The organism is Capnocytophaga haemolytica, from assembly GCF_001553545.1.
In the GTDB taxonomy this organism is placed as follows: domain Bacteria; phylum Bacteroidota; class Bacteroidia; order Flavobacteriales; family Flavobacteriaceae; genus Capnocytophaga; species Capnocytophaga haemolytica.
This window is the reverse complement of the sequence record NZ_CP014227.1, coordinates 2318586-2341270: the sequence shown is the minus strand read 5'-3', so window position 1 is coordinate 2341270 and position 22685 is coordinate 2318586. Positions and strand designations below refer to the sequence as shown.

The 22685-nt window shown below is 45.3% G+C and carries 21 protein-coding genes; 9 read left to right on the top strand and 12 right to left on the bottom strand.

Annotated elements, in window-relative coordinates; translation table 11 throughout:
- Window positions 1-6: 6 nt before the first annotated feature.
- From AXF12_RS10390 to AXF12_RS10365, 6 genes are read right to left on the bottom strand one after another with little or no spacing between them, the layout of a single operon-like run.
- Window positions 7-1911, bottom strand: a complete 1905-nt coding sequence (locus AXF12_RS10390) for a DUF4139 domain-containing protein (RefSeq protein WP_066430904.1) — start codon at window positions 1909-1911, stop codon at window positions 7-9.
- A 23-nt stretch (window positions 1912-1934) separates the two neighbouring features.
- A complete protein-coding gene (locus AXF12_RS10385; protein WP_066430899.1) occupies window positions 1935-2522 on the bottom strand; it encodes a carboxypeptidase-like regulatory domain-containing protein in 588 nt (195 codons plus the stop codon).
- 2 nt (window positions 2523-2524) lie between these two features.
- Window positions 2525-2968, bottom strand: a complete 444-nt coding sequence (locus AXF12_RS10380) for a hypothetical protein (RefSeq protein WP_143325038.1) — start codon at window positions 2966-2968, stop codon at window positions 2525-2527.
- A 2-nt stretch (window positions 2969-2970) separates the two neighbouring features.
- A complete protein-coding gene (locus AXF12_RS10375; protein WP_143325039.1) occupies window positions 2971-3360 on the bottom strand; it encodes a hypothetical protein in 390 nt (129 codons plus the stop codon).
- A 51-nt stretch (window positions 3361-3411) separates the two neighbouring features.
- A complete protein-coding gene (gene dtd / locus AXF12_RS10370; RefSeq protein ID WP_066430888.1) occupies window positions 3412-3864 on the bottom strand; it encodes a D-aminoacyl-tRNA deacylase in 453 nt (150 codons plus the stop codon).
- A 2-nt stretch (window positions 3865-3866) separates the two neighbouring features.
- Window positions 3867-4454 (bottom strand): carboxypeptidase-like regulatory domain-containing protein, encoded by a 588-nt coding sequence (locus AXF12_RS10365; RefSeq protein ID WP_143325040.1) that lies wholly within the window; start codon window positions 4452-4454, stop codon window positions 3867-3869.
- Between the two features lie 423 nt (window positions 4455-4877).
- Between AXF12_RS10365 and AXF12_RS10360 the strand changes: the two genes are divergently transcribed.
- The 6 genes from AXF12_RS10360 (at window position 4878) to uvrA (ending at window position 12801) form a co-directional block, all read left to right on the top strand.
- Entirely contained in the window at window positions 4878-5438 is a 561-nt protein-coding gene (locus tag AXF12_RS10360) for a hypothetical protein (RefSeq protein ID WP_066430886.1), read from the top strand.
- 75 nt (window positions 5439-5513) lie between these two features.
- Window positions 5514-7133: a DUF4139 domain-containing protein gene (locus AXF12_RS10355; RefSeq protein ID WP_066430885.1), complete on the top strand. Its 1620-nt coding sequence runs from the start codon at window positions 5514-5516 to the stop codon at window positions 7131-7133.
- 8 nt (window positions 7134-7141) lie between these two features.
- Window positions 7142-7600, top strand: coding sequence for a hypothetical protein (locus AXF12_RS10350; protein ID WP_066430884.1), 459 nt, complete (start codon window positions 7142-7144; stop codon window positions 7598-7600).
- A 134-nt stretch (window positions 7601-7734) separates the two neighbouring features.
- On the top strand, window positions 7735-8859 hold the full coding sequence (locus tag AXF12_RS10345) for a DegT/DnrJ/EryC1/StrS family aminotransferase (RefSeq protein WP_066430883.1): 1125 nt from the start codon (window positions 7735-7737) through the stop codon (window positions 8857-8859).
- 73 nt (window positions 8860-8932) lie between these two features.
- Window positions 8933-9898, top strand: coding sequence for a glycoside hydrolase family 130 protein (locus AXF12_RS10340; protein WP_066430878.1), 966 nt, complete (start codon window positions 8933-8935; stop codon window positions 9896-9898).
- Window positions 9899-10044: 146 nt separating this feature from the next.
- Window positions 10045-12801 (top strand): excinuclease ABC subunit UvrA, encoded by a 2757-nt coding sequence (gene uvrA / locus AXF12_RS10335; RefSeq protein ID WP_066431994.1) that lies wholly within the window; start codon window positions 10045-10047, stop codon window positions 12799-12801.
- 11 nt (window positions 12802-12812) lie between these two features.
- On the opposite strand, the gene folK is transcribed toward uvrA, so the two are convergent.
- Both folK and AXF12_RS10325 read right to left on the bottom strand, forming a co-directional pair.
- The gene (gene folK / locus AXF12_RS10330; protein WP_066430877.1) at window positions 12813-13958 is read right to left on the bottom strand and encodes a 2-amino-4-hydroxy-6-hydroxymethyldihydropteridine diphosphokinase; all 1146 of its coding nucleotides are present in this window, start codon (window positions 13956-13958) and stop codon (window positions 12813-12815) included.
- Window positions 13959-13962: 4 nt separating this feature from the next.
- Window positions 13963-14910 carry a phosphoribosylaminoimidazolesuccinocarboxamide synthase gene (locus AXF12_RS10325; protein WP_066430875.1) on the bottom strand — a complete coding sequence of 316 codons (948 nt, stop codon included), beginning with the start codon at window positions 14908-14910 and terminating at the stop codon, window positions 13963-13965.
- Window positions 14911-15470: 560 nt separating this feature from the next.
- On the opposite strand from AXF12_RS10325, the gene AXF12_RS10320 reads away from it, so the two are divergent.
- The 3 genes from AXF12_RS10320 (at window position 15471) to AXF12_RS10310 (ending at window position 20581) form a co-directional block, all read left to right on the top strand.
- Complete coding sequence (locus AXF12_RS10320; RefSeq protein ID WP_066430874.1) at window positions 15471-18620, top strand: T9SS type B sorting domain-containing protein; 3150 nt, start codon at window positions 15471-15473, stop codon at window positions 18618-18620.
- Between the two features lie 8 nt (window positions 18621-18628).
- Entirely contained in the window at window positions 18629-20062 is a 1434-nt protein-coding gene (locus AXF12_RS10315) for a PorP/SprF family type IX secretion system membrane protein (RefSeq protein WP_066430873.1), read from the top strand.
- A gap of 78 nt (window positions 20063-20140) precedes the next feature.
- Window positions 20141-20581 (top strand): septal ring lytic transglycosylase RlpA family protein, encoded by a 441-nt coding sequence (locus AXF12_RS10310; RefSeq protein WP_066430872.1) that lies wholly within the window; start codon window positions 20141-20143, stop codon window positions 20579-20581.
- A gap of 91 nt (window positions 20582-20672) precedes the next feature.
- Here AXF12_RS10310 and dtd (AXF12_RS10305) read toward each other — a convergent pair whose 3' ends face one another.
- Genes dtd (AXF12_RS10305) through AXF12_RS10290 form a run of 4 tightly spaced genes read right to left on the bottom strand, consistent with a single transcriptional unit; the run spans window position 20673 to window position 22685 of the window.
- Window positions 20673-21125 carry a D-aminoacyl-tRNA deacylase gene (dtd, locus tag AXF12_RS10305; RefSeq protein ID WP_066430861.1) on the bottom strand — a complete coding sequence of 151 codons (453 nt, stop codon included), beginning with the start codon at window positions 21123-21125 and terminating at the stop codon, window positions 20673-20675.
- 3 nt (window positions 21126-21128) lie between these two features.
- Window positions 21129-21455: a CHAP domain-containing protein gene (locus AXF12_RS10300; RefSeq protein ID WP_066430860.1), complete on the bottom strand. Its 327-nt coding sequence runs from the start codon at window positions 21453-21455 to the stop codon at window positions 21129-21131.
- Between the two features lie 50 nt (window positions 21456-21505).
- Entirely contained in the window at window positions 21506-21937 is a 432-nt protein-coding gene (locus AXF12_RS10295; RefSeq protein WP_066430859.1) for a hypothetical protein, read from the bottom strand.
- A gap of 46 nt (window positions 21938-21983) precedes the next feature.
- Entirely contained in the window at window positions 21984-22685 is a 702-nt protein-coding gene (locus tag AXF12_RS10290) for a PQLLE family protein (protein WP_066430858.1), read from the bottom strand.

Sequence of the window (22685 nt, the reverse complement as noted above, 5' to 3'; positions counted from 1 at the left end):
CATAGATTATTCTATCACCACCCGTCTGTTTTTGGGGTATTTTACGCTGTATTCTACTTCTAACTCCTTCTTTTCTGAAGGTTGTAAGGTGAGTTCCCAAGTGATTTCACCTGTGTCGGGGTTGAGCTTGCCGCCTGAGACGTTTTTGTTAATGACTTCTATCTCTTTGCGGCGCGATACAGGCAATTGGTCGAGCACGGTGATTTGTATAGGCTCGCTCTTGGCATTGCGTACGGTGGTCTTCCAATGGCGGGTGGTCTCCTCTTTGCTGCCAAGCGTTTGGCGCGAGGTAAGCTGCTTTACTGCCTCACGATTGACAACCACCTTCTTATCCTGACCGAGTGAGATCTTGAGGGTATCACTCAGCTGATTAGGGTCAATGGAGGTCTTGCCGATGAAAGTGTCCTCATAGAAGATGTTCGCCTCGCCTTCCAAGAGGTTGTAAGCGCGGTAGTCGGTGAGCTGTGCCATCAGGAAAGCCGTCTTCTCAGCCGCAGGCACGGTGTAATACTTGTACTGCGTAGGCACTTTAAGCGACTGTATGTCTACGGCATACACTTGGTTGTCGCTCTTTATGGTGTAAGGCACCTCGATGTTAAACTGCACATTGGTAGGCGTGTCGATGGTCTTCAGGGCAACGGTAGGCTGCTCTTCTTCTACTACCTTTTCAGCTTTGACAGCTTCTCTGGCGAGGTCACGCTCCTTGCGACTGCGTTTCTTACTACCAGTATAGCCTGACACCACCACTTCTTCTAATTGCATATTATCTTCTTTTAAGGCTATACGCATCACAGGCTTGGGGCTGACTACCTGTGTTTTAAAGCCAATATAACTTATTACTAAATTGTTGTTACCCACAACATTGGTACTTATAGAGAACTTCCCATCAAAATCGGTAGCGACTCCTCTGGAAGTGCCTTTCACCACTACAGACACACCAGGCAGCGGCTCTCCTTGCCCATCAGTTATAATGCCTTGTATCATTCCGCTGAGGGAGCGCAATGGCGTATCCATCTTCTTGTTCTTAAACGAAGGGTGGTTCACCCCATAGTCGATGTAGTAAGGATTGAGCTCAGGGGCTTCATTAGAGAGGGTAGGCTCGGCTGAGGAAAGCGTGAGGTGAACGTTGTCCCAATCCTCCTTAGTGTCCTGCTGTACGCTGGCTTTATACACCAATCGGATAGGCTGGTTGATGTCGCTGGCGCGGAGGTCATAGCTCGGTTGCCAACGCGCATTGTCCACTACGTAGCGCAACTCAAAGGGCACGTTCTTAGCGGCATCGGCACTGACCTTAATGCTTATTTCGCCGCGTTCCGTATTGGTTTTGCCCTCAAGGGTAGTCTTCTGGTTTTGGAGATTGCGCAGCCTTTTTTCGAGCGCATCAAGTGTCTCATTGCGCTTGTTCTCCTCGAGCTTGAGTTCGGTAAGGCGCCGATTGTAATAGTCCGCCACCTGCTGCAAGTTGCCGAGCTGCACAGGGTTATTCTTGCCACTGAGGTCTTTGTTCTTTTGCAGGAGGTCGATGTTCTCCTTGATGACCTCAAGGCGCGTGAGTTCGGTCTCTCGCTCGCGCACTGCTGCCTCGATGTCCTTCTTGAGCTGCTCCAATTCAGGAGCTGCTTTCGCCTGATCTAAGAAGTTGATTTTGTGGTTTACGGAGAGGATCGTAACCCCTGTGGTAGCCTTCACGGTGATACTCTCCGCACTGATATAGGGTGAGAGGTCGGTAAAGCGCAGCTGCGTAACGCCCTTGGGCAAGAGCACCGTCTTCTTGCGCGTGATCTGTGCGCCGTTGTTGAACACCGTAACGGCATCCACTGAGGTCTTTACCTCCTTAGTGTCTGTTGGCACTTGTTGCGCACTGAGCGTCAGGCTCATAAGTGCCGTAATGAGTAAGGGTATCTTTTTCATTGTTATTTAGTTTTTGGTTTTATTTATGTAACTAACGAAATCACTAATAATGTCACTGTTAATGCGACATAATTGCTCCACGGAATAGGGTTAATACGTTTGAACTCTCTTCTATGGTTTTTATCCATTTCTTGGGTAGCTTCTCTCCATAGCTGCTTCGTATAAGCCTCTATTTGCACATTGTATTTTTCTTCCGAAGAGCTCTCGTCTTCTGCAATAGTTTCTCTGTATTTAAATAAGTGCTTCTCTTTTTCAGCATTGATAAAGTCAACTTTGGATACCTTTTCTCCATCAATAAAGAAATCAGTAGTAACTGCAATAGAGAGATTGGGATCTCTGTCAGTTATAAAGATAAATTTCAGCGGTGAAGCATTATCACTTATGATATGAAAAGAGCCTATTTCCCCAAAAATCACTGTGTCCCAACGTTCAGCTTTAAGGGAGAAATTACCTTTCTCATCCGTAGTTGTTGAAATAGTCTTCCCTTCTACCCATACCTTTGCCCCGCTTATGGGCTTTTTATTCCCATCAATGTATCTCCCTTTTACTGTAATCTGAGCACTGAGCGTCAGGCTCATAAGCACTGTAATGAGTAAGGTTATCTTTTTCATTGTTATTTAGTTTTTGATTTAAAATACTGTATCCATAGGTAATTGATAAAGGCTATCAGCAACGCGAATGGGATTACTTTGACTATAAAAACACCTATCATCAACATAATAATTAAGCCTCCTCCGCTCAAGATTGCCACAAAGGCACTCAGAGGATTGAGAGCTATGCGCCATAGAGGAAGCCCCATTATGAAAGAGCACAGCCCCGCGATCACTATTGTACTGACAAAAAATAACTTGACTTGCCTCTTAGTATCATAGTACATAAGGTCATATCGCCTAAAATACCACCAATAGAATGCCGTTGTTATCAGTCCATAGAGCATTGCCATTGCTGCATTACTACGATCCATCACCCTTGTCCAGAAGATAAACCCCAGTAGCCAATGCGTTGCAATGATGGCTATTAATAAGCGATTGCGAGAAGTTCGTTCGTTTATTTCCATAATCATACTTTTAAACCCAAATGCTGTAATTTATAAGCCTCTTTTCCTTCTATTTCCCAATACGCTCCATCCACAAAAGTGATATGGAAGGCATAACGTGCTTTCAGATATGCCTCATAAGCCTCAGTGTAAGGGGCTACGGGTTCAATGGCTCCCTTATCACCAATCAGTGTAAGCCATATCAGCTGCCGTACATTAGCAGAGAGGATTTGCAATTGCTGAAAGCAGACCGTAAGCCCTGTGGTGGTAGCATTCACCTTATCCTCAAAGCCCCATAGAGGTTGCTGATAGCCCATTCCTTCAAGCTCTACTATGCACCATTGATAAGCTGCTGCCCCCTCCACGTGAGAAAGCAGCTCCGCTAAGGACAGCTCTTCTTTTATTACAATCATCTTATTCTATTCTTCTACTTTTCTAACTCCTAACTCCTACTTTCCTAACTCCTAACTCCTCTCCTTGCTATCCATCCATATCGTTACGGGACCATCATTGCAGAGAGCCACTTGCATCATCGCCCCAAAAGTGCCTGTTTGTACAGGTCTGCCCAAGTCGGCAGTGAGCTGCGCAATAAACGCCTCATAGAGCGGCACGGCTACCTCGGGGCGGGCGGCGCGTATATAGCTGGGGCGGTTGCCGCGCCTTGTGGAAGCGTGCAGCGTAAACTGCGATACGACACATAGCTCGCCGCTGATGTCTTTAAGGGATAGGTTCATTACCCCTGCTGAGTCGTCAAAGATGCGCAGGGAGGTGATCTTCTGTGAGAGGTAGCGCACATCGTCTATGGTGTCGGCATCCTCAATGCCTACCAGCACTAAGAGGCCTTTGCCAATAGCGGCTGTCTCTTGCCCCGCAATGGTTACTGAGGCGCGGGTTACCCGTTGAATAAGTGTTCGCATTTTTATTTAAGCTTTAGGGTTGAGGCGTCAGGCTTTAGGAGCAATGTATATTCCTTTTTGTCCAAGTCGCTCTTATATTTTGAATACACTGCCCAGCCCTGCTGAGTGTAGGCATCTACAAGGTAATGGTAAGGTCCTTTCAAATAGGTGCTTAGGTGTGGTTCTTTTCCTGTTCCAATCACAAGGCAGTAGCAGTAGACTTTCCCTTGGGTTTGGCGGGCTAAAAAATCCTTTTTAGCACAGGGCTGCCCATCAAGGGAGAAATCAACCCGCACCACAACGCCCTCTATATCATCTGCTCTGAGTTTAGCTTTGTCCGCAGGGAGGTCGATACGCTGCTTGGGGGTTGCCTTCTCTACAAAGAAGTATTTTCCCCAGCTCATAGGGAATTGCACTACATCCCACTGCTGCACCTCAAGGGAATACCGCCCTTGGGCATCGGTAATCGCACTATTAAGACTGCCTACCACCCACACTTGTGCGTTCTTTATAGGGGTACCATCTGCATTTTTAAGTGCCCCACTGATGGTTATCTGACTGTTGCCCAACGATGTACATAAAAACGTGCAAAATAAGCTAATGTATTTCATATCGCTTTGTATTGAAGTGCAAAGATAGTAATTAATGATTAATTTTTAATGATTAATGCCTAATTTTTTTGTAGTTTAGGTTTTTATATGTACTTTTGCATTTGGGTTTTAGACTTGAGGCGTCAGGTTTTAGGTATGGGCTGACTACTTGCTTCTCACTTCTTATTACTAAAAATTCTTCTTTTGTAACCTATTGAGAAATAGGTATTTATTCTATTAAAATCCGCTTATCTTCTTACTATCCTCTTACTATCTTCTTACTATCCTTTTACCATCTCGGCTTTATCTCGGCTTTATCTTGGCTTTGTCTCGGCTTTATCTTGGCTTTGTCTCGGCTTTATCTTGGCTTTATTTATCAATATAGACGGCAGGACGTGTTTCTTTGGCATACTTTTTGCCCTATATAGGTAAACCAAGTTTGTTATGAGATACGTATATTTTTTTATAGCCCTTGCCTTTATTGCCTGCAATACCCCTAAGCAAGAGCCGCCTAAGGTAGACGACCGTGTGATGATTTTCAATGTATGGTCTGATCGCCGTGTGCCTTCACATAGCATTACTGTTGATTTTGCGAATCGCTCTGTGTTAGTGCACAATACCACTTCGACTTTGAGGTTTGACCTTATTGAGTCTCTTGAGGCAGGAGCTCCCAAAGGATGGGAAAGTCCCCGCAAAATCTTTCCTCTGGGCTATATTGAGGATGTACGCTTGAGCCACGATACTGATTTTCTTTTTCATACGCTTGACTCTATTTGGGCAGACGGCAAGGACTTTGATTGTGGTAGCTTACCACCCACTTGCGGGCATATCGGTTTTGACTTTACGCTACTTAAGAATGGGCAATGTCTTAGTAGATGTGGGCAATTCTCAAATAAGGTATTAGAACTCGCTTACCCTATAAGCATATATCTCGAAAAACACGATACTGTAAACGCCTCTCGCTGGGAATTGCTGTGGGATCATAAACTTCACAATCAATACTGATAAAAGGCTATTGGCGTTTGGGGTAGCCTCTTGGCACGCTTTTTGGGATAGACATACAAAAATACTGTTATTACGATGAAAAAGAATATACTCTTAGCAGCACTCATGCTCTCCTCTGTGGGGGCATTTGCACAACAACGATTTTTTACTACCGCTAAGGTTACTGAGGCTACGGTCTACAATCGCGGGGTAATGCTCACCCACGCGGGAGCTGTGGCACTGCCAAAAGGCACCAGCGAGGTGGTGATCAAGAATGTAGCCAACAGTCTTTCAGAGGAGACTATCCGTGTGATGGTGCCCAAGGACGTGGTGGTGCTCTCGGCTCAGTTCACTAATAGGTACGTCAGTGAGTACGGAGGCGATAAGGAAGCTCCTGCCCTCAGGCGCGTACGCGATAGTATCACCCTGCTCAGTGAGCAACTTGAGAAGCTCAGCAACCAGCGCGAAAGTGAGCGACAGGCAGTAACGCTACTCGATAAGAACCAGCAGATCGGTGGCAACACAGGGGTAAGCCAAGAGCAGCTTGCCAAAGTGGTGGATTATTACACTCATAAGCGTACTGCCTTGCTCAATAGTATCAACGCTATTGATAAACGCCAGAAGCAGCTAAGAGAGACCAAAAAGCAATTGGAATCGCGATTGACCAGCGAGGAAGACAAGGGCGATCGCACTTCACAAGGCAAAGTCATCTTGATGCTCTCTTCGCCTATTGCGCAACGGGTGGACTTCAAGCTGAGTTACCTCTCAATGGCTGCCAGCTGGACGCCCTTCTACGAGCTGCGCGCCACTAAGGTGAGCGATCCTCTGCAATTGCTCTACAAGGCAGACGTAACCCAACAGACGGGCATCGATTGGCGTGGCGTAAAACTCAGCCTCACCAGCGGCAACCCCAACAAGAGCAACAGTTTCCCTGTGCTCAACGCGTGGTTTTTGGGATATGGCGGCAACGATGTTTACGTAATGGAAAATAGAGCACCAATGGGTTCCTATAGAGCACGCGTAGCAGTGGAAGCGGATATGGCTATAAAAGAATCAAAAGAGGTTGAGCTGGCTGAAAGCTCGGTAGGAGACTACACCGAGCTGAGTGAGGGCACGCTCAATGTGCAATTCGACATCAGCTTGCCCTACGACATCCTCGGCAATGGCAAACCCCACAGCGTATCCCTACAAGAGGCATCGCTACCTGCCACCTACAAGTACTATGCCGCACCGCGCATAGATGGGCAGGTGTACTTGGTAGCCTCTGTGAAGGACTATGCGCAGTACAATCTCCTGCCTGGCGATGCGAATGTAGTCTTTGAAAACACTTACGTAGGGCGCACCTACATCGACCCTCAGCAGACGGGCGAGGAGATACACCTAACGCTTGGTGCGGATAAGAAGGTAAGCGTAAAGCGCGAGGTGGTGCAAGATAAGTCGCAGTCTAAATTCCTCTCGGGCTATAAGGAGCAGACCTTTACTTACGACCTGAAGGTGCGCAACAACAAGAAAGAGCCTATCACCTTGGTACTCAAAGATCAATATCCCGTATCTACCGAGAAGGACATCACTGTGGAGCTACTTGAGAGCAGCAAAGCCACCATAGACCCCGAAACACATATCCTTACTTGGGAGGTAACACTTGCAGCAGGAGCTTCCAAAACCTACCGCCTAAGCTACAAACTAAAATACCCTAAGGATAAGAACATTCAGTAAAAAATCAAATGTTGAAGGTAGCAAAAATTATAGGACTTGCAGTGGGTTTGATAGGCTTATTGCTCTTTGGACTGCTGGGAGTGCTCAGTTTGGCATTAGATGCAAAGTACAGCGATATGTGGAGTGAATGCCCAGTGAGCTATGACCTCAGCGAGCAGCTTTTTATGCTGGTAGTAATGGGCTGGATAGGCATTGCCGTGCAGACCTTGTACTTATGGGCAATGCGCGGACGGGAGATGCCATTAGGCAGCGCAGCGGTAGTGCTCAGTGTGGGGCTGTTGGCAGTGGGCTTTGTGGCGTTTGCCACAGTGAACTTGTGGGAAGCCCTACATACACAAGGAGAGATGTGTGCAGTGATGCGAGCACGGTTCGCAGGTTGGGGGTTGGCGGTAACCTTGGTGTATATTGTGCTGATAGCCAGTTCCACATTTGGGGTAGCGATAAGTGCACGGCAAAAAAATAGATAGTAAACATTGCACATTAGGCATTATTTTGTACTTTTGCGGCGGAATAGAACAATAAGGCTTTAGGTATCAGGCTTAAGGCGTCAGGGCTAAAGCCTGATACCTAAAGCCTACAACCTTAATAAATTAATTATACGATGAAAAAGATACAAATGGTTGACCTTCACGGTCAGTACGAAGCCATTAAGCCACAAGTGCAGGCTTCGTTTGAGGAAATCCTGAGCACTACGGCGTTTATCAACGGACCGAAGGTGCATAGCTTCCAGAGGGAGCTTGAAGCGTATATGGGCGTAAAGCACGTCATCCCTTGTGCTAATGGCACCGATGCGCTGCAAATCGCTATGATGGGCTTAGGGCTCAAAGAGGGCGATGAGGTTATCACTGCCGATTTTACTTTTGCGGCTACCGTTGAGGTGATTGCCCTACTGAAGCTCACCCCTGTGCTGGTAGACGTTTATGACGATACGTTCAATATCAATGTGGAAGCCATCGAGCGCGCTATCACCCCCAAGACTAAGGCGATCGTGCCCGTGCACCTCTTTGGGCAACCTGCAAATATGGAGGCGATAATGGCGGTAGCTAAGAAGCACAACCTCTTTGTAATTGAGGATAATGCGCAGGCGATCGGCGCGGAGTACACTTTCGCTGACGGACATAAGCAGAAAGTAGGCACGATTGGCAACGTAGGGGCTACGTCTTTCTTCCCTTCAAAGAACCTCGGTTGTTATGGCGATGGTGGGGCTATCTTCACCAACGACGATGAGCTGGCATACACCTTGCGCGGCATTGTAAACCACGGTATGTACGAGCGTTACCACCACGATGTGGTAGGGGTAAACTCGCGCCTCGACTCGTTGCAGGCAGCGGTGCTCTCTGCTAAGTTGCCTCATTTGGATAGCTATAACCAACGCCGCCAAGAGGCTGCACGCCAATACACGGCTGCCCTCAGTGGCAAAGCGGGCGTTATCACCCCTGTAACAGCAGCGGGTTACGACCACGTATTCCATCAATATACCTTGCGCATTGTAAACGGCAAGCGCGATGCCTTAGCGAAGGCGTTCACTGAGGCGGGTGTGCCTTTCGGGATTTATTACCCGATACCGCTGCACGCGCAAAAAGCGTATACCTCACCACGCTACAACGAGGCCGACTTTGTGGTAACCAATCGCCTCGTGCAGGAAGTGATTTCGCTGCCAATGCACACTGAGTTAGATGCTGAGCAAATCAGTTATATTACAGAAATTATTTTGAGAGAGGTCTGAGCCTCATACCTAACTCCATACCTCAGACCTCAGACCTCACACCTAAAATTAACAATTTTATATAAAAGAAAGAATGAGTACAATTCCTTGGCAGGAGCGACCTGCTGGTTGTAGCGACGTGCTATGGCGCTACAGTGAGAACCCCATTATCAACCGTTATGACATACCTACCTCTAACAGCATCTTTAACAGTGCCGTAGTGCCTTTTAAAGACGGCTTTGCAGGGGTATTCCGCTGCGATAACAAGGCCGTGCAGATGAATATCTTTGCAGGCTTTAGCAAGGATGGTATCCATTGGGATATCAATCATGAGCCTATCGTAATGAAGGGCGGTAACACCGATTTTTTGTACTCCGAATACAAGTACGACCCACGTGTAACCTTCATCGAAGACCGCTATTGGGTAACGTGGTGCAACGGCTATTGCGGTCCGACCATAGGTATTGCCTATACCTTTGACTTTAAGGAGTTTTTCCAATGTGAGAATGCCTTTTTGCCTTTTAACCGCAATGGGGTGCTTTTCCCTGAGAAGATTGACGGCAAGTACGCAATGCTCAGCCGCCCAAGCGACAACGGGCATACGCCTTTTGGGGATATTTTCATCAGCTATAGTCCTGATATGAAGTACTGGGGCGAGCACCGCTGTGTGATGAAGGTAACGCCTTTTATCGACAGTGCTTGGCAGTGCACTAAGATTGGTGCTGGTGCTGTGCCTATCAAAACAAAAGATGGTTGGCTATTGTTCTATCACGGTGTAATCAACACTTGCAATGGTTTCCGCTACTCTATGGGGGCTGCACTATTAGACCTCAACGATCCAAGCAAGGTAATCGCTCGTACACAGCCTTACCTCTTGGCGCCTGCCACTCTCTACGAAACTACCGGCGATGTGCCTAACGTAGTATTCCCTTGCGCAGCACTGCACTCTATTGAGGAAGACAAAGTAGCCGTATACTACGGAGCTGCTGACACGGTTGTTGGGGTAGCATTCGGACATATCTCAGAGATAGTGAAGTTTACGAAGGAGAATAGTTTGTAAGTACATACATAGGAAAACAATTTATTATAGAGCAGGTGTTAAGCCTGCTCTTTTGCTGTGTAGTAGGTGGGCTTTTGCTGTTTTTGAACTTTTATGCAAATAAAGCTATTGCCATAATGCTAAAAAGCCGTACCTTTGCACCCGTAATGAAGACAAAAGAGATACTGATAAAGGGTGCTAAGTTGCACAATTTGAAAGATATAACCGTGGGTATTCCGCGTAATAAACTCGTGGTAATCACGGGCTTGTCGGGTAGTGGGAAGTCGTCTTTGGCGTTTGATACGCTCTATGCTGAGGGGCAACGCCGCTATGTGGAGAGCCTTTCTTCGTATGCACGACAGTTCCTCGGGCGGCTCGATAAGCCCAAGGTAGACAATATCGTGGGGATTGCCCCTGCCATAGCCATCGAGCAGAAGGTCAATACCTCGAATCCGCGCTCTACGGTGGGCACCTCCACGGAGGTATACGACTACCTCAAACTGCTCTTTGCGCGCATTGGCAAGACCTACTCGCCCGTCTCGGGACAGGAGGTGAAGCGGCACAGCGTGAGCGATGTGGTAGATGTGGTACTCGCTTACCCAGAGCGGGAAAAGCTGCTGCTGCTCGCCCCTATACATTTGCCCGATGGGCGTACGCCCCAGCAGGCACTGCAATTGCTTTTGCAGCAGGGCTATGTGCGCATCTTGTACCGCGGTGAGGTGCTGCGCATCGATGAGGAGCTGCCCGAAGTGGAAGGCGACTTTGCTTTAGTGGTAGACCGCGTGGTAGTGTCGCACACTGAGGACTTTGCGCATCGCTTGGCAGACGCGGTGGATACGGCTTTCTTTGAGGGCAAAGGCGAGTGCGCCCTACAGGAGGTCGGTACGGGGAAGGTGCTGCATTTTAGCAATAAGTTTGAGGCAGACGGCATCACCTTTTTAGAGCCTAATGTGCATCTGTTTAGCTTTAACAATCCTTATGGGGCTTGCCCCAAGTGCGAGGGCTATGGCGATACGATAGGCTTAGACGAGGAACTGATTGTCCCTAACACGGGGCTATCGGTATATGAGGGCTGTATCTACCCTTGGCGCGGCGAGACTATGGGTTGGTTTAAAGACCAATTGGTGAATAATGCCTATAAATTCGATTTTCCGATACACAAGCCTTGGTATGAGCTCACCGCTGCCCAAAAGCGACTCGTATGGAAGGGTAATGAGTATTTTACGGGGCTTACGGACTTCTTCAAGGAACTCGAAGAGAAGAGCTATAAGATACAGAACCGCGTGCTCTTGGCGCGCTATCGCGGTAAGACGCGTTGCGATGCCTGCCACGGACGCCGCTTGCGCCCCGAAGCAGACTATGTGAAAATCAACGGGAAGAGCATTTCCGACTTGGTGGAAATCTCCATTGAGGAGCTGCAACAGTTCTTTAAGACCATAGCACTCACCGATTACGAACGGGAAGTGGCCAAGCGGCTATTGGTGGAAATCAATAACCGCATACAGTTCCTGCTCGATGTGGGGCTGGGTTACCTCACGCTCAACCGCAAGTCGAATAGCCTATCAGGAGGCGAGAGCCAGCGTATTAACTTGGCTACATCGCTGGGTAGTAGCCTCGTAGGCTCGATGTATATCTTAGACGAGCCCAGCATTGGACTGCACCCTAAGGACACCGAGAAGCTCATCGGGGTGCTCCAATCCCTGCGCGACTTGGGCAATACGGTGGTGGTAGTGGAGCACGATGCCGACATAATGAAGGCTGCGGATTACATCATCGATATTGGTCCTGAGGCAGGTGTGCACGGTGGTGAGGTAGTGGCAGAAGGCACGTACGATACGCTCCTGAAAGCCGATAGCCTCACAGGGCAGTATCTCAGCGGTCGGATGAAGATAGAAGTACCCACCGAGCGGCGCAACTCGCCCCATTACATCACGTTGGTAGGCTGCCGTGAGAATAACTTAAAGAATATAGACGTTACTTTCCCGCTGGATATGCTCACTGTGGTTACGGGCGTCTCGGGCAGTGGTAAATCGACCTTGGTGAAGAAAATACTCTACCCAGCCCTGCAAAAGGAGCTGGACTTGGGCGGGGAGAAGATAGGGCAGTTTACGCGTATAGAAGGCAAATATAAGCAATTGCAATCGGTGGAGTTTGTAGACCAGAACCCCATTGGCAAATCGACCCGTTCGAACCCTATCACCTACATCAAGGCGTATGACGATATACGGGCACTCTACGCCAGCCAAAAGCTCTCGAAACTCAGGGGCTTTCAGGCAAAGCACTTCTCGTTCAACATCGATGGAGGGCGTTGTGAGGTGTGCAAAGGCGAGGGGGAGATCACCGTTGAGATGCAATTTATGGCAGATGTGCACCTCACCTGCGAGGCGTGCGGCGGCAAGCGTTTTAAGAAGGAAGTACTGGAAGTAACCTTTGGCGGAAAGAACATCGATGAGCTGCTGAATACTACCATTGACGAGGCGGTAGCGTTTTTTGCGACAAATGCTCAGCCTAAGATAGCCGCTAAGCTCAAACCTCTGCAAGATGTAGGGTTGGGGTACGTAACACTCGGGCAATCCTCCTCAACACTCTCAGGAGGTGAGGCACAGCGCATTAAGCTGGCGTCCTTTCTCTCGAAATCGGATAGCAAGGAGAAAGTGCTCTTTATCTTTGACGAGCCTACCACAGGGCTGCACTTCCACGACATACGCAAGCTGCTGCAATCGCTGCAAGCCCTGATTGAGAAAGGGCATTCGGTGGTGGTTATCGAGCACAATGTAGAGATGATAAAGAGTGCCGACTACGTCATCGACTTAGGGCAAGACGGCGGCGACAGGGGCGGTGAAGTCATTGCTCAGGGTACGCCTGAGGAGATAGCAAAGAATAAGAAGAGTTATACGGGGAAATATTTAGATTTTGGGAAGTAGTTCTTACTTCCTTATTTTTTAATGATAGACTTATGCGCTCGTATTTGGTCAATAATCAAGTTGTAGTCGGAAGGGTATTTAACGAAATCTAATTCAGTAACATCAATAATTAACGAGTTGATGTTCACGTTCTTTTGTATGAAATCCAAGTAGCCTGAATGGATTTTCTTTAAATAGTTAGGTGAGATGTTTTGCTCATAATCACGCCCGCGCTTTTTGATGTTTTCCAAAAGTCTATCAGTATTCTGGTAAAGAAATACGTAAACGTCAGGTTTAATAATCTGACTGTAAAGAGTGTAGAAGAACTTTCGGTAAAGCATAAAATCATCCTCATCAAGATTGATTTGTGAGAATATGAGTGACTTGAAGATGTCGTAGTCGGAGACCACAAACTCTTTGAAGAGATCGGTTTGTGTGAGCTGACCAGACATCTGCTGGTAGCGCTCTAAGAGAAAAGACATCTCAAGTTGTAGGCCATAACGATCAGGTTCTTCGTAAAACTTTGGCAAGAAAGGATTATCAGAGAATTGCTCTAAGATGAGTTTTGCGTTAAAATCTTCGGCTATCATTGTTGATAAAGTTGTCTTACCAGAACCTATATTTCCCTCAATGGCAATGTATTTATAGTGAAGAAAAGGTGATCGCTCCATTGGGTTTGTTAAGTGTTCTTTCAACTCGTGAATATCGGAAGTATCGTTGGTAGTAGCCGCTAATTCTCTGATAGTTTTATGGGATATTGGATGTGCTTTTTCTCCAGCAATTGCAGTAAGAGGTACAAGCACAAACTTCCGATGTAGCATCTTTGGATGGGGCACAGTTAGGTCTGTGTCAAGGATTATCTCATCATCATAAAGCAATATATCAATATCTATGGTTCGCGATTGGTAGCCTTGAGCGGATTGGTTTCGTTTACGCCCAAAGAGTTGTTCAATAGTAAGCAATTGACGCAATACCTGTGCAGGTGTAAGGATAGTAGCTACTTTTACGCAGGTGTTGAGAAATGGCTCTCCACTGAACCCCCACGCAGGGGTTTCATATAGAGGGGCTACCAGCAAAGTATCGCCAATGCGCTCGTAGATAGCGTCTAAGGCTTGTTGCAGATAGCCTATGCGGTTGCCAAGGTTGCTTCCTAATGAGAGATATAGTTCGTGTTTCATCTCCCTATCGTAAATAATTCATAATATTCTCATGGATACGATATTCAATATCTGAAGTGTCAGCAGGGAGGAAGCGTTCACCCATAATTCGCTCATAGAGTTCGATATAGCGATCGGATACAGAAGCAACAAAGGTATCGCTCATCTCAGGGGCTTTTTGCCCTTTCTTTCCGTGGAAACCTTGTGATAGCAACCACTGACGTACAAATTCCTTTGAGAGTTGCTTTTGAGGCTCTCCATTTTCTTGACGTTCTTCATAACCCTCAGCATAGAAATAGCGAGAGGAGTCTGGAGTGTGAATTTCGTCGATAAGGACAATGGTACCATCAGCTGTTTTCCCAAATTCGTATTTAGTGTCTACTAATAATAGTCCTTTTTTCTTGGCTATTTCGGTGCCGCGTGCAAAGAGAGCGTAGGTGTATTTCTCTATCTGGCTATAATCCTTTTCACTGATAATTCCTTTTCGGATAAGGTCTTCTCGAGAAATATCTTCATCGTGGAGCCCGTTTTCAGCCTTTGTAGAAGGTGTGATGATGGGGTGTTGTGGGAAAAGGTCATTTTCCTGTAAGCCCTCAGGGAGGGGTACTCCTGCTAAAATGCGCTTACCATCTTTGTAAACTCGTGCTGCGTGTCCTGCTAAATATCCTCGGATAACCATTTCTACCTTAAAAGGCTCACATAATTGACCAATAGATACATTGGGATCGGGAGTGGCAATAAGCCAGTTAGGAACAATGTCTTCGGTTTCTTGAAGTGCACGAGTTGCTATTTGGTTTAGTATTTGCCCCTTATAGGGGATACCCTTAGGCAGCACCACATCAAAGGCAGAGATGCGGTCGGTAGCAATCATTATTAAGGTGTTGTCTTTCAGTGTGTATATATCACGTACCTTTCCTCTATAAACAGATTTTTGTTTAGGAAACTTAAAGTTAGTTTTTGTTATTGTGTTCATCATCTATCTGAGTTTGGTTATAAAATCGTGGCAAAGATACATTTTTTTTAGATAATGGGATAATGAATTAAAGAATTTAATATTTACTTTTTGCTTTTTGGCTGAGATAGTTTATGTTATGAGTGTAATTTATATTCTTGTTTAATAGGGGATAACTGTTTTTTGTTAATGGAAAATGTATTTTGCTTTTTTTGGTAGGTAGATTTCTGTTTTATTGTAGAAAATGAATTATTTTATTTCTTAAAATTTTCTTAATTAACATTTCTTTAAAAGTCTTTATTTCTCATTTATTTATTTTTATAAAATTTGATATAATTTTTATTTTTTAAAGTTTTATATATTTTATATGATTATATATTTATTTATTATCTGATTTTATAGTAAATATGATAATTTTAAAAATGTTAAAAATGAGATGTTTTTTTAAGAAAAGTAGTGTATTTGTGTAAAAAATAAATACGTAATGTTTTTGTTATGGATATTTTTTGTACTTTTGTATCGCATATAGTGTCGAGAAGACAAATGTTTCTAGCAATGTTTAATAAAAAGATTTTTGTGAAATGAAAGTAAAATTAGTTTTTAACCGATTGGTTTTGTTGTTCTTAATGCTTTTTACCAATATGATGGTACAGGCACAGACGCAAGGATTTGCTACTGCGACAAGACCTTTCAATTTTGCTTGTGCAAGATCGGATTTTAATAGCTTCAATATTAAATTCCGTTGGCAACCTCCTTGGCCAGAGGCAACTAATAAATTTTATGTAGAACTTTCAAATGCTAATGGCAGCTTTGCCAACCCTGTGGTATTGAAAGAGATAACAAATCAAAATATTGCCCCAGAAGTATCTGTTAATATATCATTTCCTGCCAATACATCGGGGAAGAAGTATAGAATTCGCGTACGTAGTACGAATCCAGCCAAAGAGATCATTGTAAAAGATGCTGGAGGAGGTGAAGAGTTTGAGGCGTATTATGCGAGTGTTACCTCTCCATTGGTGCTCAATGGGCGAGTGGCAAATGTATCTCTTTGTCCTGGACATAGTAAAGAGCTGGCAGCACAGCCTTCAACTGCTGGAGCTTATCGCTGGTATAAGGATAATGTGTTGATTGCTGGTGCGACAACCTCCAAGTATACAGTCAGTGCGGCAGGTACGTATTATGTTGAGGTGGAATACGGACGCTGTTCGGGTTCGTACACTACACGATCTAATAATGTGGTAGTTACTGTGGGAGGAGCTTCAACGGTGAACCTGAGTGCATCAGCTACTGAAATTTGTAGCTCAGAGAGTTTTACACTTACCGCAAACCTGAGCGACCCTTCCTATAAATATACGTGGCTACGCAATGGTACTAAGATTGGTGAGACTACAGGGCAGAATACTTATACGGTTTCAGCACCTAATAACGCTGCGGGTAAATATTCGGTAGAGATAGATACAGGTAGCGGAGGGAGCTGTACTTCTCGTTCCAATGAGGTGGAGATCAAACATAAAGATGGGTTTACTGCTTCAATTAAGTCAGATAGTGGTGATGTGATTATGCCAGGGAAGCAGAAGACACTCACCGCTGAAACTACGGCTCAGACACCTACTTATAAGTGGTTTAAGGATGGAACAGAAATCACAGGAGCAACAGCAGCTACTTATCAGGCGACAGCAGCAGGTAAATATAAAGTAGAGGTAAGCCAGTCGGGATCTTGTGCGGGTTCGGCTACAGCTGAGTACGAGATCAAAGCACCGAGTTCTTTTAAGGTTTCTGCTAAGATGAAGACTGCTTATCAACACTGCACCTATGATAAAATAACCCTAACTGTGGATAAAATAGTGGCTACAGCGGGAGCTTCTGAGCTTACTATTGACCCTGCAGATTACTCTTCATTTACTTTTCAATGGCAATATAACGGTGGCTCAGGGAGTACCTTTACTGATGTAGCAGGTGCTACTACTGAGGATTTAGAGCGTACAAGTGCCACTCAGAATGGCTTATACCGACTTAAGGTGGGTGCTACGGGCTTTCCTGCGATTCCTGAATCGAATGAATTGGATTTACAATTGGTAAATACCGATGCTTTGAAGATCAACGGTGGGGCTGCTAACCTTGAGTTCTGTGATGATACAGTGACCCTTACAGTTACCACAGGCGCTACGCCAGCAGCTACCTATACTTGGTATAAAGACAATGTGAAAGTGGCGCAAGGCATGGGGATGACTTCATATAATACGAATGCTTCGGGGGTTTACTATGTGGCAGCTGGCTCAAGTGGCAGTGGTTGCCCTGCGACATCTAACTTGTTGGTAGTGCTCAAAAGAGCTGTGTCAGCGGAGTTTAACCCTGCAGTAAATACCAAAGAAATCTTCTTCCCGACAAAAGCAACGTCTTTAGCGGTCTCGTATCGTATGGCGACACCTACTATTGAGTGGAAAAAGGATGGCAATGTGCTTACTGGCGAAACAAGTGCTCAGTTGAATATTACTTCGGCAGGGATCTATCAAGTGAAGCTTACTGATACGGGTGATTGTGCAGGAAAGTCGATTGAGTTAGGACCTGTGTATTACGAGGAGATTAATAAGATTGCAGAGGTGAAAATGAAGACTTTGCCTTCTACAGATTGCGAAACGCGCCAGCAAACTACTTTGGAGCTGCAAAAAATCGTAGTAGAGCTTACCAGCGGCGATAAAGTGGAGGTAAACAAGAGCGACTTCCAATATTTTACCCTGCAGTGGACGAAAGACGGCAATGACATAGCAGGTGCTACATCACGTCAGCTTGTTGTGCCTCGTGCGGGCAATGCCGATGCCGCTCAATATGCAATAAATGTGAAGTATGGCACTCTTGTGAAAACATCTACTCCTAAGACGATATCATTCGAGCCTATTCCTGATTTTGAGGTCTCAACTCCAGAAGGCACCAAAGGAACGGTTTACTTATGTGAAGGAGGAACTCTTACCCTTACAGTAGCTCCTACGAGCTTCGACCCTGAGGCTTCGGCTGCCGATAGCTACTCTTATCAATGGTATGAAGTGACAAGTTCTAACTATACCAACGATACTCCTGTGGGCAACGAGACTTATAGCCTTGTGGTTACCAAAACAGCTGAGTATTATCTAGAAATCAACAACGGCGGATGCCCTAAGCGCGCTCATATTAAGGTGGCGAAGTACGTGGCTGGCGGTTTGAAGATCCGTATCGTCTCCGCTACGGCTTCGGTGACAATTCATCAGTCAAGTTCGCAACGTGAGCGCACACTTCAGCTGAAAGTCGGGCAAAAGTTAGAAGCCCTCGGTGGAAATAAGTTTGTGTGGGTAAAACAATCGGATAACTCGATGAAATACGGCAGTATCCTTGAAATAACTTCAGAGGATATGGCTGGCAGCTATGTTCTCAAGGAAGATTCGTGCCCATCGGCAGGAACCAACGAGTTGCCGTTTGAAATCAAGATCTACACGGTTGATAAGCTGCCTAACATCGTTACTCCTAACGGCGATGGCATCAATGACACGTGGGAGATCCCTGAAAAATACATCAGTCCTAATATAAAGGTGACGATCTATTCGCCAGAGGGTAAAGAGGTGCTTTCGACCACCAATTACCAGAATAACTGGCCTAATGAGAATACTTTTAAGGATTTAGGCAACCGCGCACTGATATACATCTATACTATTAAAGGTGGAGATGCCGACGAAAAAGGAACCATTACTATTCTTAGATAAAATTGGATATGAAAACTAAAAAGATACTTATAATATGTGTTTTAGCCTTTTGTGTTCAGTTTTTGCGAGCACAAGATGGTGGATATTACCTGCCTTACGAAATGCCTGGGCATACGGCAGTGAAATACAATACTTTTTTGATGAATCCTGCTTTTCCGATATTTAATCTCAACGAATCGCAGATCACGTTCTATCATAGAAAGCAGTGGATGGGCTTAGATAAGAGCAACTTCAGCACTTTTGGGCTATCATACGGCAAAAAGTGGAACGACAACAATATGGCTCACGGGATGGTCTTCCAGCGCAAGGCTGCCATCCTTACAAACACGGGCTTGTTGGGCAACTACGTCCATCAGGTGGAGATTTCCGACGACAACTTCCTGCGTTTGGGTATCAATGTGGTATTTGCTCGCAGTGGTATCGACAAAGGAAAGGTCATCTCCAATGCTGTCGACCCGCTCATCGAGAATTCAAAGCCTACTACGATTATAAACATCCAGCCAGGCTTTGATATCAACTTCAATCAGATACATTTTGGGGTAACTGCCGAGAATTTACTCGATTATGCCTTCTCCCAGAAGGAAATGGCGGTGCCTTTCCGCGAAAAATCGCTGACAACCCACTTAATGTATCAAAAAGAGTTCGATACCCCTAACGGATTGCTCGAAGATGCAACACTTTACCTCTTAGTTAAAGGTAAAAAGACCGTTGATAACTTCCAATTGGGCGGACACGCGATGCTCGACACTAAAATCGGGTGGGCGTACGCTGGTTACGACCAAAAATACGGCGCTTTCGGTGGTTTGGGATTTAATATCGCTTCACATCTGAGCGTAGGCTTTGGCTATGAGCAAAGTTTGGCATCATACGTGGCTGAGTCGGGCGGAAGTTACGACGTGTTGGTGTCTTATCAATTTGGCGGCAAGCATCACCAGTTATATCGTCAAGCAATCGAAAAAAGGAAGCAAAAAGAGCGTGAAAGGGAACGCCGACTGGCTGAAGAGGCACGGAAACGCGAGCAAGAGCAGAAAAAACCAGAAGTTGTGACTCCTCCTGAGCCAAAAGTCGTTACTCCTACGGTAACGGTGAGCGAAACGCCGACAACGGCTACCGAAACCACTCAGCCTGCGCCTCAGAAGCCTCAACCTCAGCGCCAGATAAGGGTTGAGGAAGTAAAAGTGGATAATCTCGCCGAAGGTTACTACGTGGTCATTGGCGTGTTCCGCAATCCGCGTGGCGCCTACGAATTGCAGAAGATGGTGCGCAACTTGGGTGTAAATGTGAGCTCGTTTGTCAATCCGCTGCGTGAAAATATGACTTATGTCTACGTAAACCAAGCTTATCAAACGCGTGAGGATGCCAGCGAGGTACTCTTGGGTCTGCTTAAGCGCCCTGAGTTTGCTAATTCAAATATTTGGATATTGAAGACGCTACGACAGTAGCTGACACAAATTTATAAACATTTTGGAACGATGCTTTACCTCAAAGCATCGTTTCTATTTTAAAAATCGACGATTATGATGAAAAAACACTTTTTTTGGATGATAACCATCCTTACATCCCTGTTTTTGATGCAATCCTGTGCGACGGTCGACTCACATCGGCATTCTGGGAGAAAAACGGGCGCAAATACGCACAAATCCGCTGCTGCGGTGAAAACGGGGGCATATAAAAGCAATGTGGAGGCAACTTATTACCACGATAAGTTCAACGGAAAGAAAACTGCCAGTGGCGTGGTTTTTAGCAATCAAAAACTCACTGCTGCCCACCGTTCGCTGCCTTTTGGTACGAAAATTAAGGTTACGAACCCTGTTAATGGCGCTTCGGTGGTGGTAACCGTGACCGATCGCGGTCCTTTTACGAAAGGGCGTGAGCTCGACCTCTCAAAGAAGGCGTTTATGGCGATTACTGATAATAAAAACAAAGGAACCATACGCGTAAACATCGATGTCGTGGAGTAGGGGAGAGGTACTCCTTCAAAAAAGAATCCTCATCATTAGTTTTTGGCTAATGATGAGGATTTTTTTTGTGTTTTTATCAGTAAAATGGGCTTTATTCCTTGTTTTTGGTGTCAATCCATATCGTTACAGGTCCGTCATTGCATAGACGCACTTGCATCATTGCGCCGAAGGTGCCTGTCTGTATTTTTTTGCCCAAATCGTGCGAAAGTGTGCTGATGAGGCGTTCGTACAGCGGAATGGCGACCACAGGTTTGGCAGCACGTATGTAACTCGGGCGATTGCCTTTCTTGGTCGAAGCGTGTAGAGTAAATTGCGATACGAGGCATATTTCTCCAGAAATCTCCTTTACAGAGCGGTTCATCACGCCATTTTCGTCGTCGAAGATGCGCAAATTGACAATTTTCTGTGAAAGCCAAGCGATGTCCTCTACTGTGTCAGCTTCTTCTATACCTATTAATATAAGTAGCCCTTTGCCAATGAAAGCTGTTTGTTTTTTAGCAATGATGACTGATGCCTCACTTACGCGCTGTATTAAAGCCCTCATTTCCTATTTTTCTTTGTAGATTTTTTCCATTTTTATGATCATCTTGTACAAAAATGTGCCATAATTGGTATTTTTCTTACTGAATTTTGCCCAACGGATGCCTCTACCTGGATGTTTTTTGCCTTCTTCGGCACTCGAATAGATTACTGTGTTGCCTTCTACACCGATTACGATAGCAATATGCCCTTCGAACCATATTAAATCGCCTGGCTTGATAGTATCTACATTATCCTTGAGGTTTACTGCGGTTGTATTAGGAAAATCGCGGTATTCTTTGGAATAAGAGCGCTTCAATAGGTCTAAATCGGTAACAGCTTCTGCATTAAGCAAGCACCAACCTACGTGGCGAGAGCAAGTAAGCCCGTTGGCGTACTCATCTCCTAATCCTTGTATCTCATTCGTGGAAAATTAGGCGAAACCTTCACCATACAACCCCAAGGGTGGTATTTTTCTCCTTTACCATCGTCATAATCTTCCAAAAAGAAGCCTTTTTTCATCCAACACCCTACGTATTCGCTCTGTTCGAACCCATAAGGGACGACTTTGGGCAGCGTAACTAAGCCAATGACAGCAGCAACAGTCTTCGCACGTGGGCTTTCTACCTTTTTTATCGATTTATCGAGCTCATCGTTTAGATTTTCTATTTGTTTCTTTGAAAAATCGTTGCAACTGAGTAGCGGACGACTATCGGTCTTTGTATAATCAAGAGGGAGCTTCATATAAGCGTCTTTTCCATCATAAACGCGACCTTCGTCGCCAGAACTGTCTTTTTTGTAAGAAAAAGTTAAAAGACCTACGATTGATAATCCCAATAATAGATAATTTTTTATAGTTTTGAATATTTTAATTTATTAATTGTTAATTATTTTTCTTATCTTGGTTATCGCTCTTCTTTTTTACTACTTTTTTGGTAGTTCGTACGGTTTTCCCGAGACTTTCGAGCAATTGTTCGTTGTTCTTCAAGGCAAGTGTAGCCGAATTGTAAAAATCCATCACCCACTTGTATAACTCCTCCAATGCTTTGTTTTTATCCTGCGTAGCTTGCTGACTTTGACCCTTTATGTGCTCATAATCAGCGTAAGCCTTGTTGGCTTCGGCTAATTTCTTCTGCTGGTTGGCTACGTGGTCGTCCGAGATATCGTAACGCTTAATAGCGGTGTGGAGATCATCTCTATTCTGCAATTGCAGATACAAAGTGTTGAATTGGTCTAAAAATTCGTTTTGCTTGTTGCTTACCGCTTCGTTAATGCCTAAAATATTTTGAATACGCTCCTCTTTAAAGGCAATTTGTGCTTTTTTCTTATCAACTTTGTAACTTTCTTTCAGTTCTTTAAACTTTTTTAAGAAAGTATTGTAAGAAAGTTTCTCATTGGACACTAAAATCTCTTGTTTGTTGATAAGTTCACCTGCTTTTGTGTACAAGTCTTTCCCTTTATTCATTTCTGCTTCATCATAGCCGTATTTTGCAATTTCGGCTTTGATAGTTTCATTCGCTAAAGCATTTTCGAAAATGCTTGCGTAGCTTTTATACTCCTTTGATGTAATGATTGCTGTTGGCAT

Excerpts from the sequence above, each read along its gene's own strand:
- AXF12_RS10390 (WP_066430904.1), bottom strand. The coding sequence starts at position 1,911 with ATGAAAAAGATACCCTTACTCATTACGGCACTTATGAGCCTGACGCTC.
- AXF12_RS10385 (WP_066430899.1), bottom strand. The coding sequence starts at position 2,522 with ATGAAAAAGATAACCTTACTCATTACAGTGCTTATGAGCCTGACGCTC.
- AXF12_RS10380 (WP_143325038.1), bottom strand. The coding sequence starts at position 2,968 with ATGGAAATAAACGAACGAACTTCTCGCAATCGCTTATTAATAGCCATC.
- AXF12_RS10375 (WP_143325039.1), bottom strand. The coding sequence starts at position 3,360 with ATGATTGTAATAAAAGAAGAGCTGTCCTTAGCGGAGCTGCTTTCTCAC.
- dtd (WP_066430888.1), bottom strand. The coding sequence starts at position 3,864 with ATGCGAACACTTATTCAACGGGTAACCCGCGCCTCAGTAACCATTGCG.
- AXF12_RS10365 (WP_143325040.1), bottom strand. The coding sequence starts at position 4,454 with ATGAAATACATTAGCTTATTTTGCACGTTTTTATGTACATCGTTGGGC.
- AXF12_RS10360 (WP_066430886.1), top strand. The coding sequence starts at position 4,878 with ATGAGATACGTATATTTTTTTATAGCCCTTGCCTTTATTGCCTGCAAT.
- AXF12_RS10355 (WP_066430885.1), top strand. The coding sequence starts at position 5,514 with ATGAAAAAGAATATACTCTTAGCAGCACTCATGCTCTCCTCTGTGGGG.
- AXF12_RS10350 (WP_066430884.1), top strand. The coding sequence starts at position 7,142 with ATGTTGAAGGTAGCAAAAATTATAGGACTTGCAGTGGGTTTGATAGGC.
- AXF12_RS10345 (WP_066430883.1), top strand. The coding sequence starts at position 7,735 with ATGAAAAAGATACAAATGGTTGACCTTCACGGTCAGTACGAAGCCATT.
- AXF12_RS10340 (WP_066430878.1), top strand. The coding sequence starts at position 8,933 with ATGAGTACAATTCCTTGGCAGGAGCGACCTGCTGGTTGTAGCGACGTG.
- uvrA (WP_066431994.1), top strand. The coding sequence starts at position 10,045 with ATGAAGACAAAAGAGATACTGATAAAGGGTGCTAAGTTGCACAATTTG.
- folK (WP_066430877.1), bottom strand. The coding sequence starts at position 13,958 with ATGAAACACGAACTATATCTCTCATTAGGAAGCAACCTTGGCAACCGC.
- AXF12_RS10325 (WP_066430875.1), bottom strand. The coding sequence starts at position 14,910 with ATGAACACAATAACAAAAACTAACTTTAAGTTTCCTAAACAAAAATCT.
- AXF12_RS10320 (WP_066430874.1), top strand. The coding sequence starts at position 15,471 with ATGAAAGTAAAATTAGTTTTTAACCGATTGGTTTTGTTGTTCTTAATG.
- AXF12_RS10315 (WP_066430873.1), top strand. The coding sequence starts at position 18,629 with ATGAAAACTAAAAAGATACTTATAATATGTGTTTTAGCCTTTTGTGTT.
- AXF12_RS10310 (WP_066430872.1), top strand. The coding sequence starts at position 20,141 with ATGAAAAAACACTTTTTTTGGATGATAACCATCCTTACATCCCTGTTT.
- dtd (WP_066430861.1), bottom strand. The coding sequence starts at position 21,125 with ATGAGGGCTTTAATACAGCGCGTAAGTGAGGCATCAGTCATCATTGCT.
- AXF12_RS10290 (WP_066430858.1), bottom strand. The coding sequence starts at position 22,685 with ATGCCAACAGCAATCATTACATCAAAGGAGTATAAAAGCTACGCAAGC.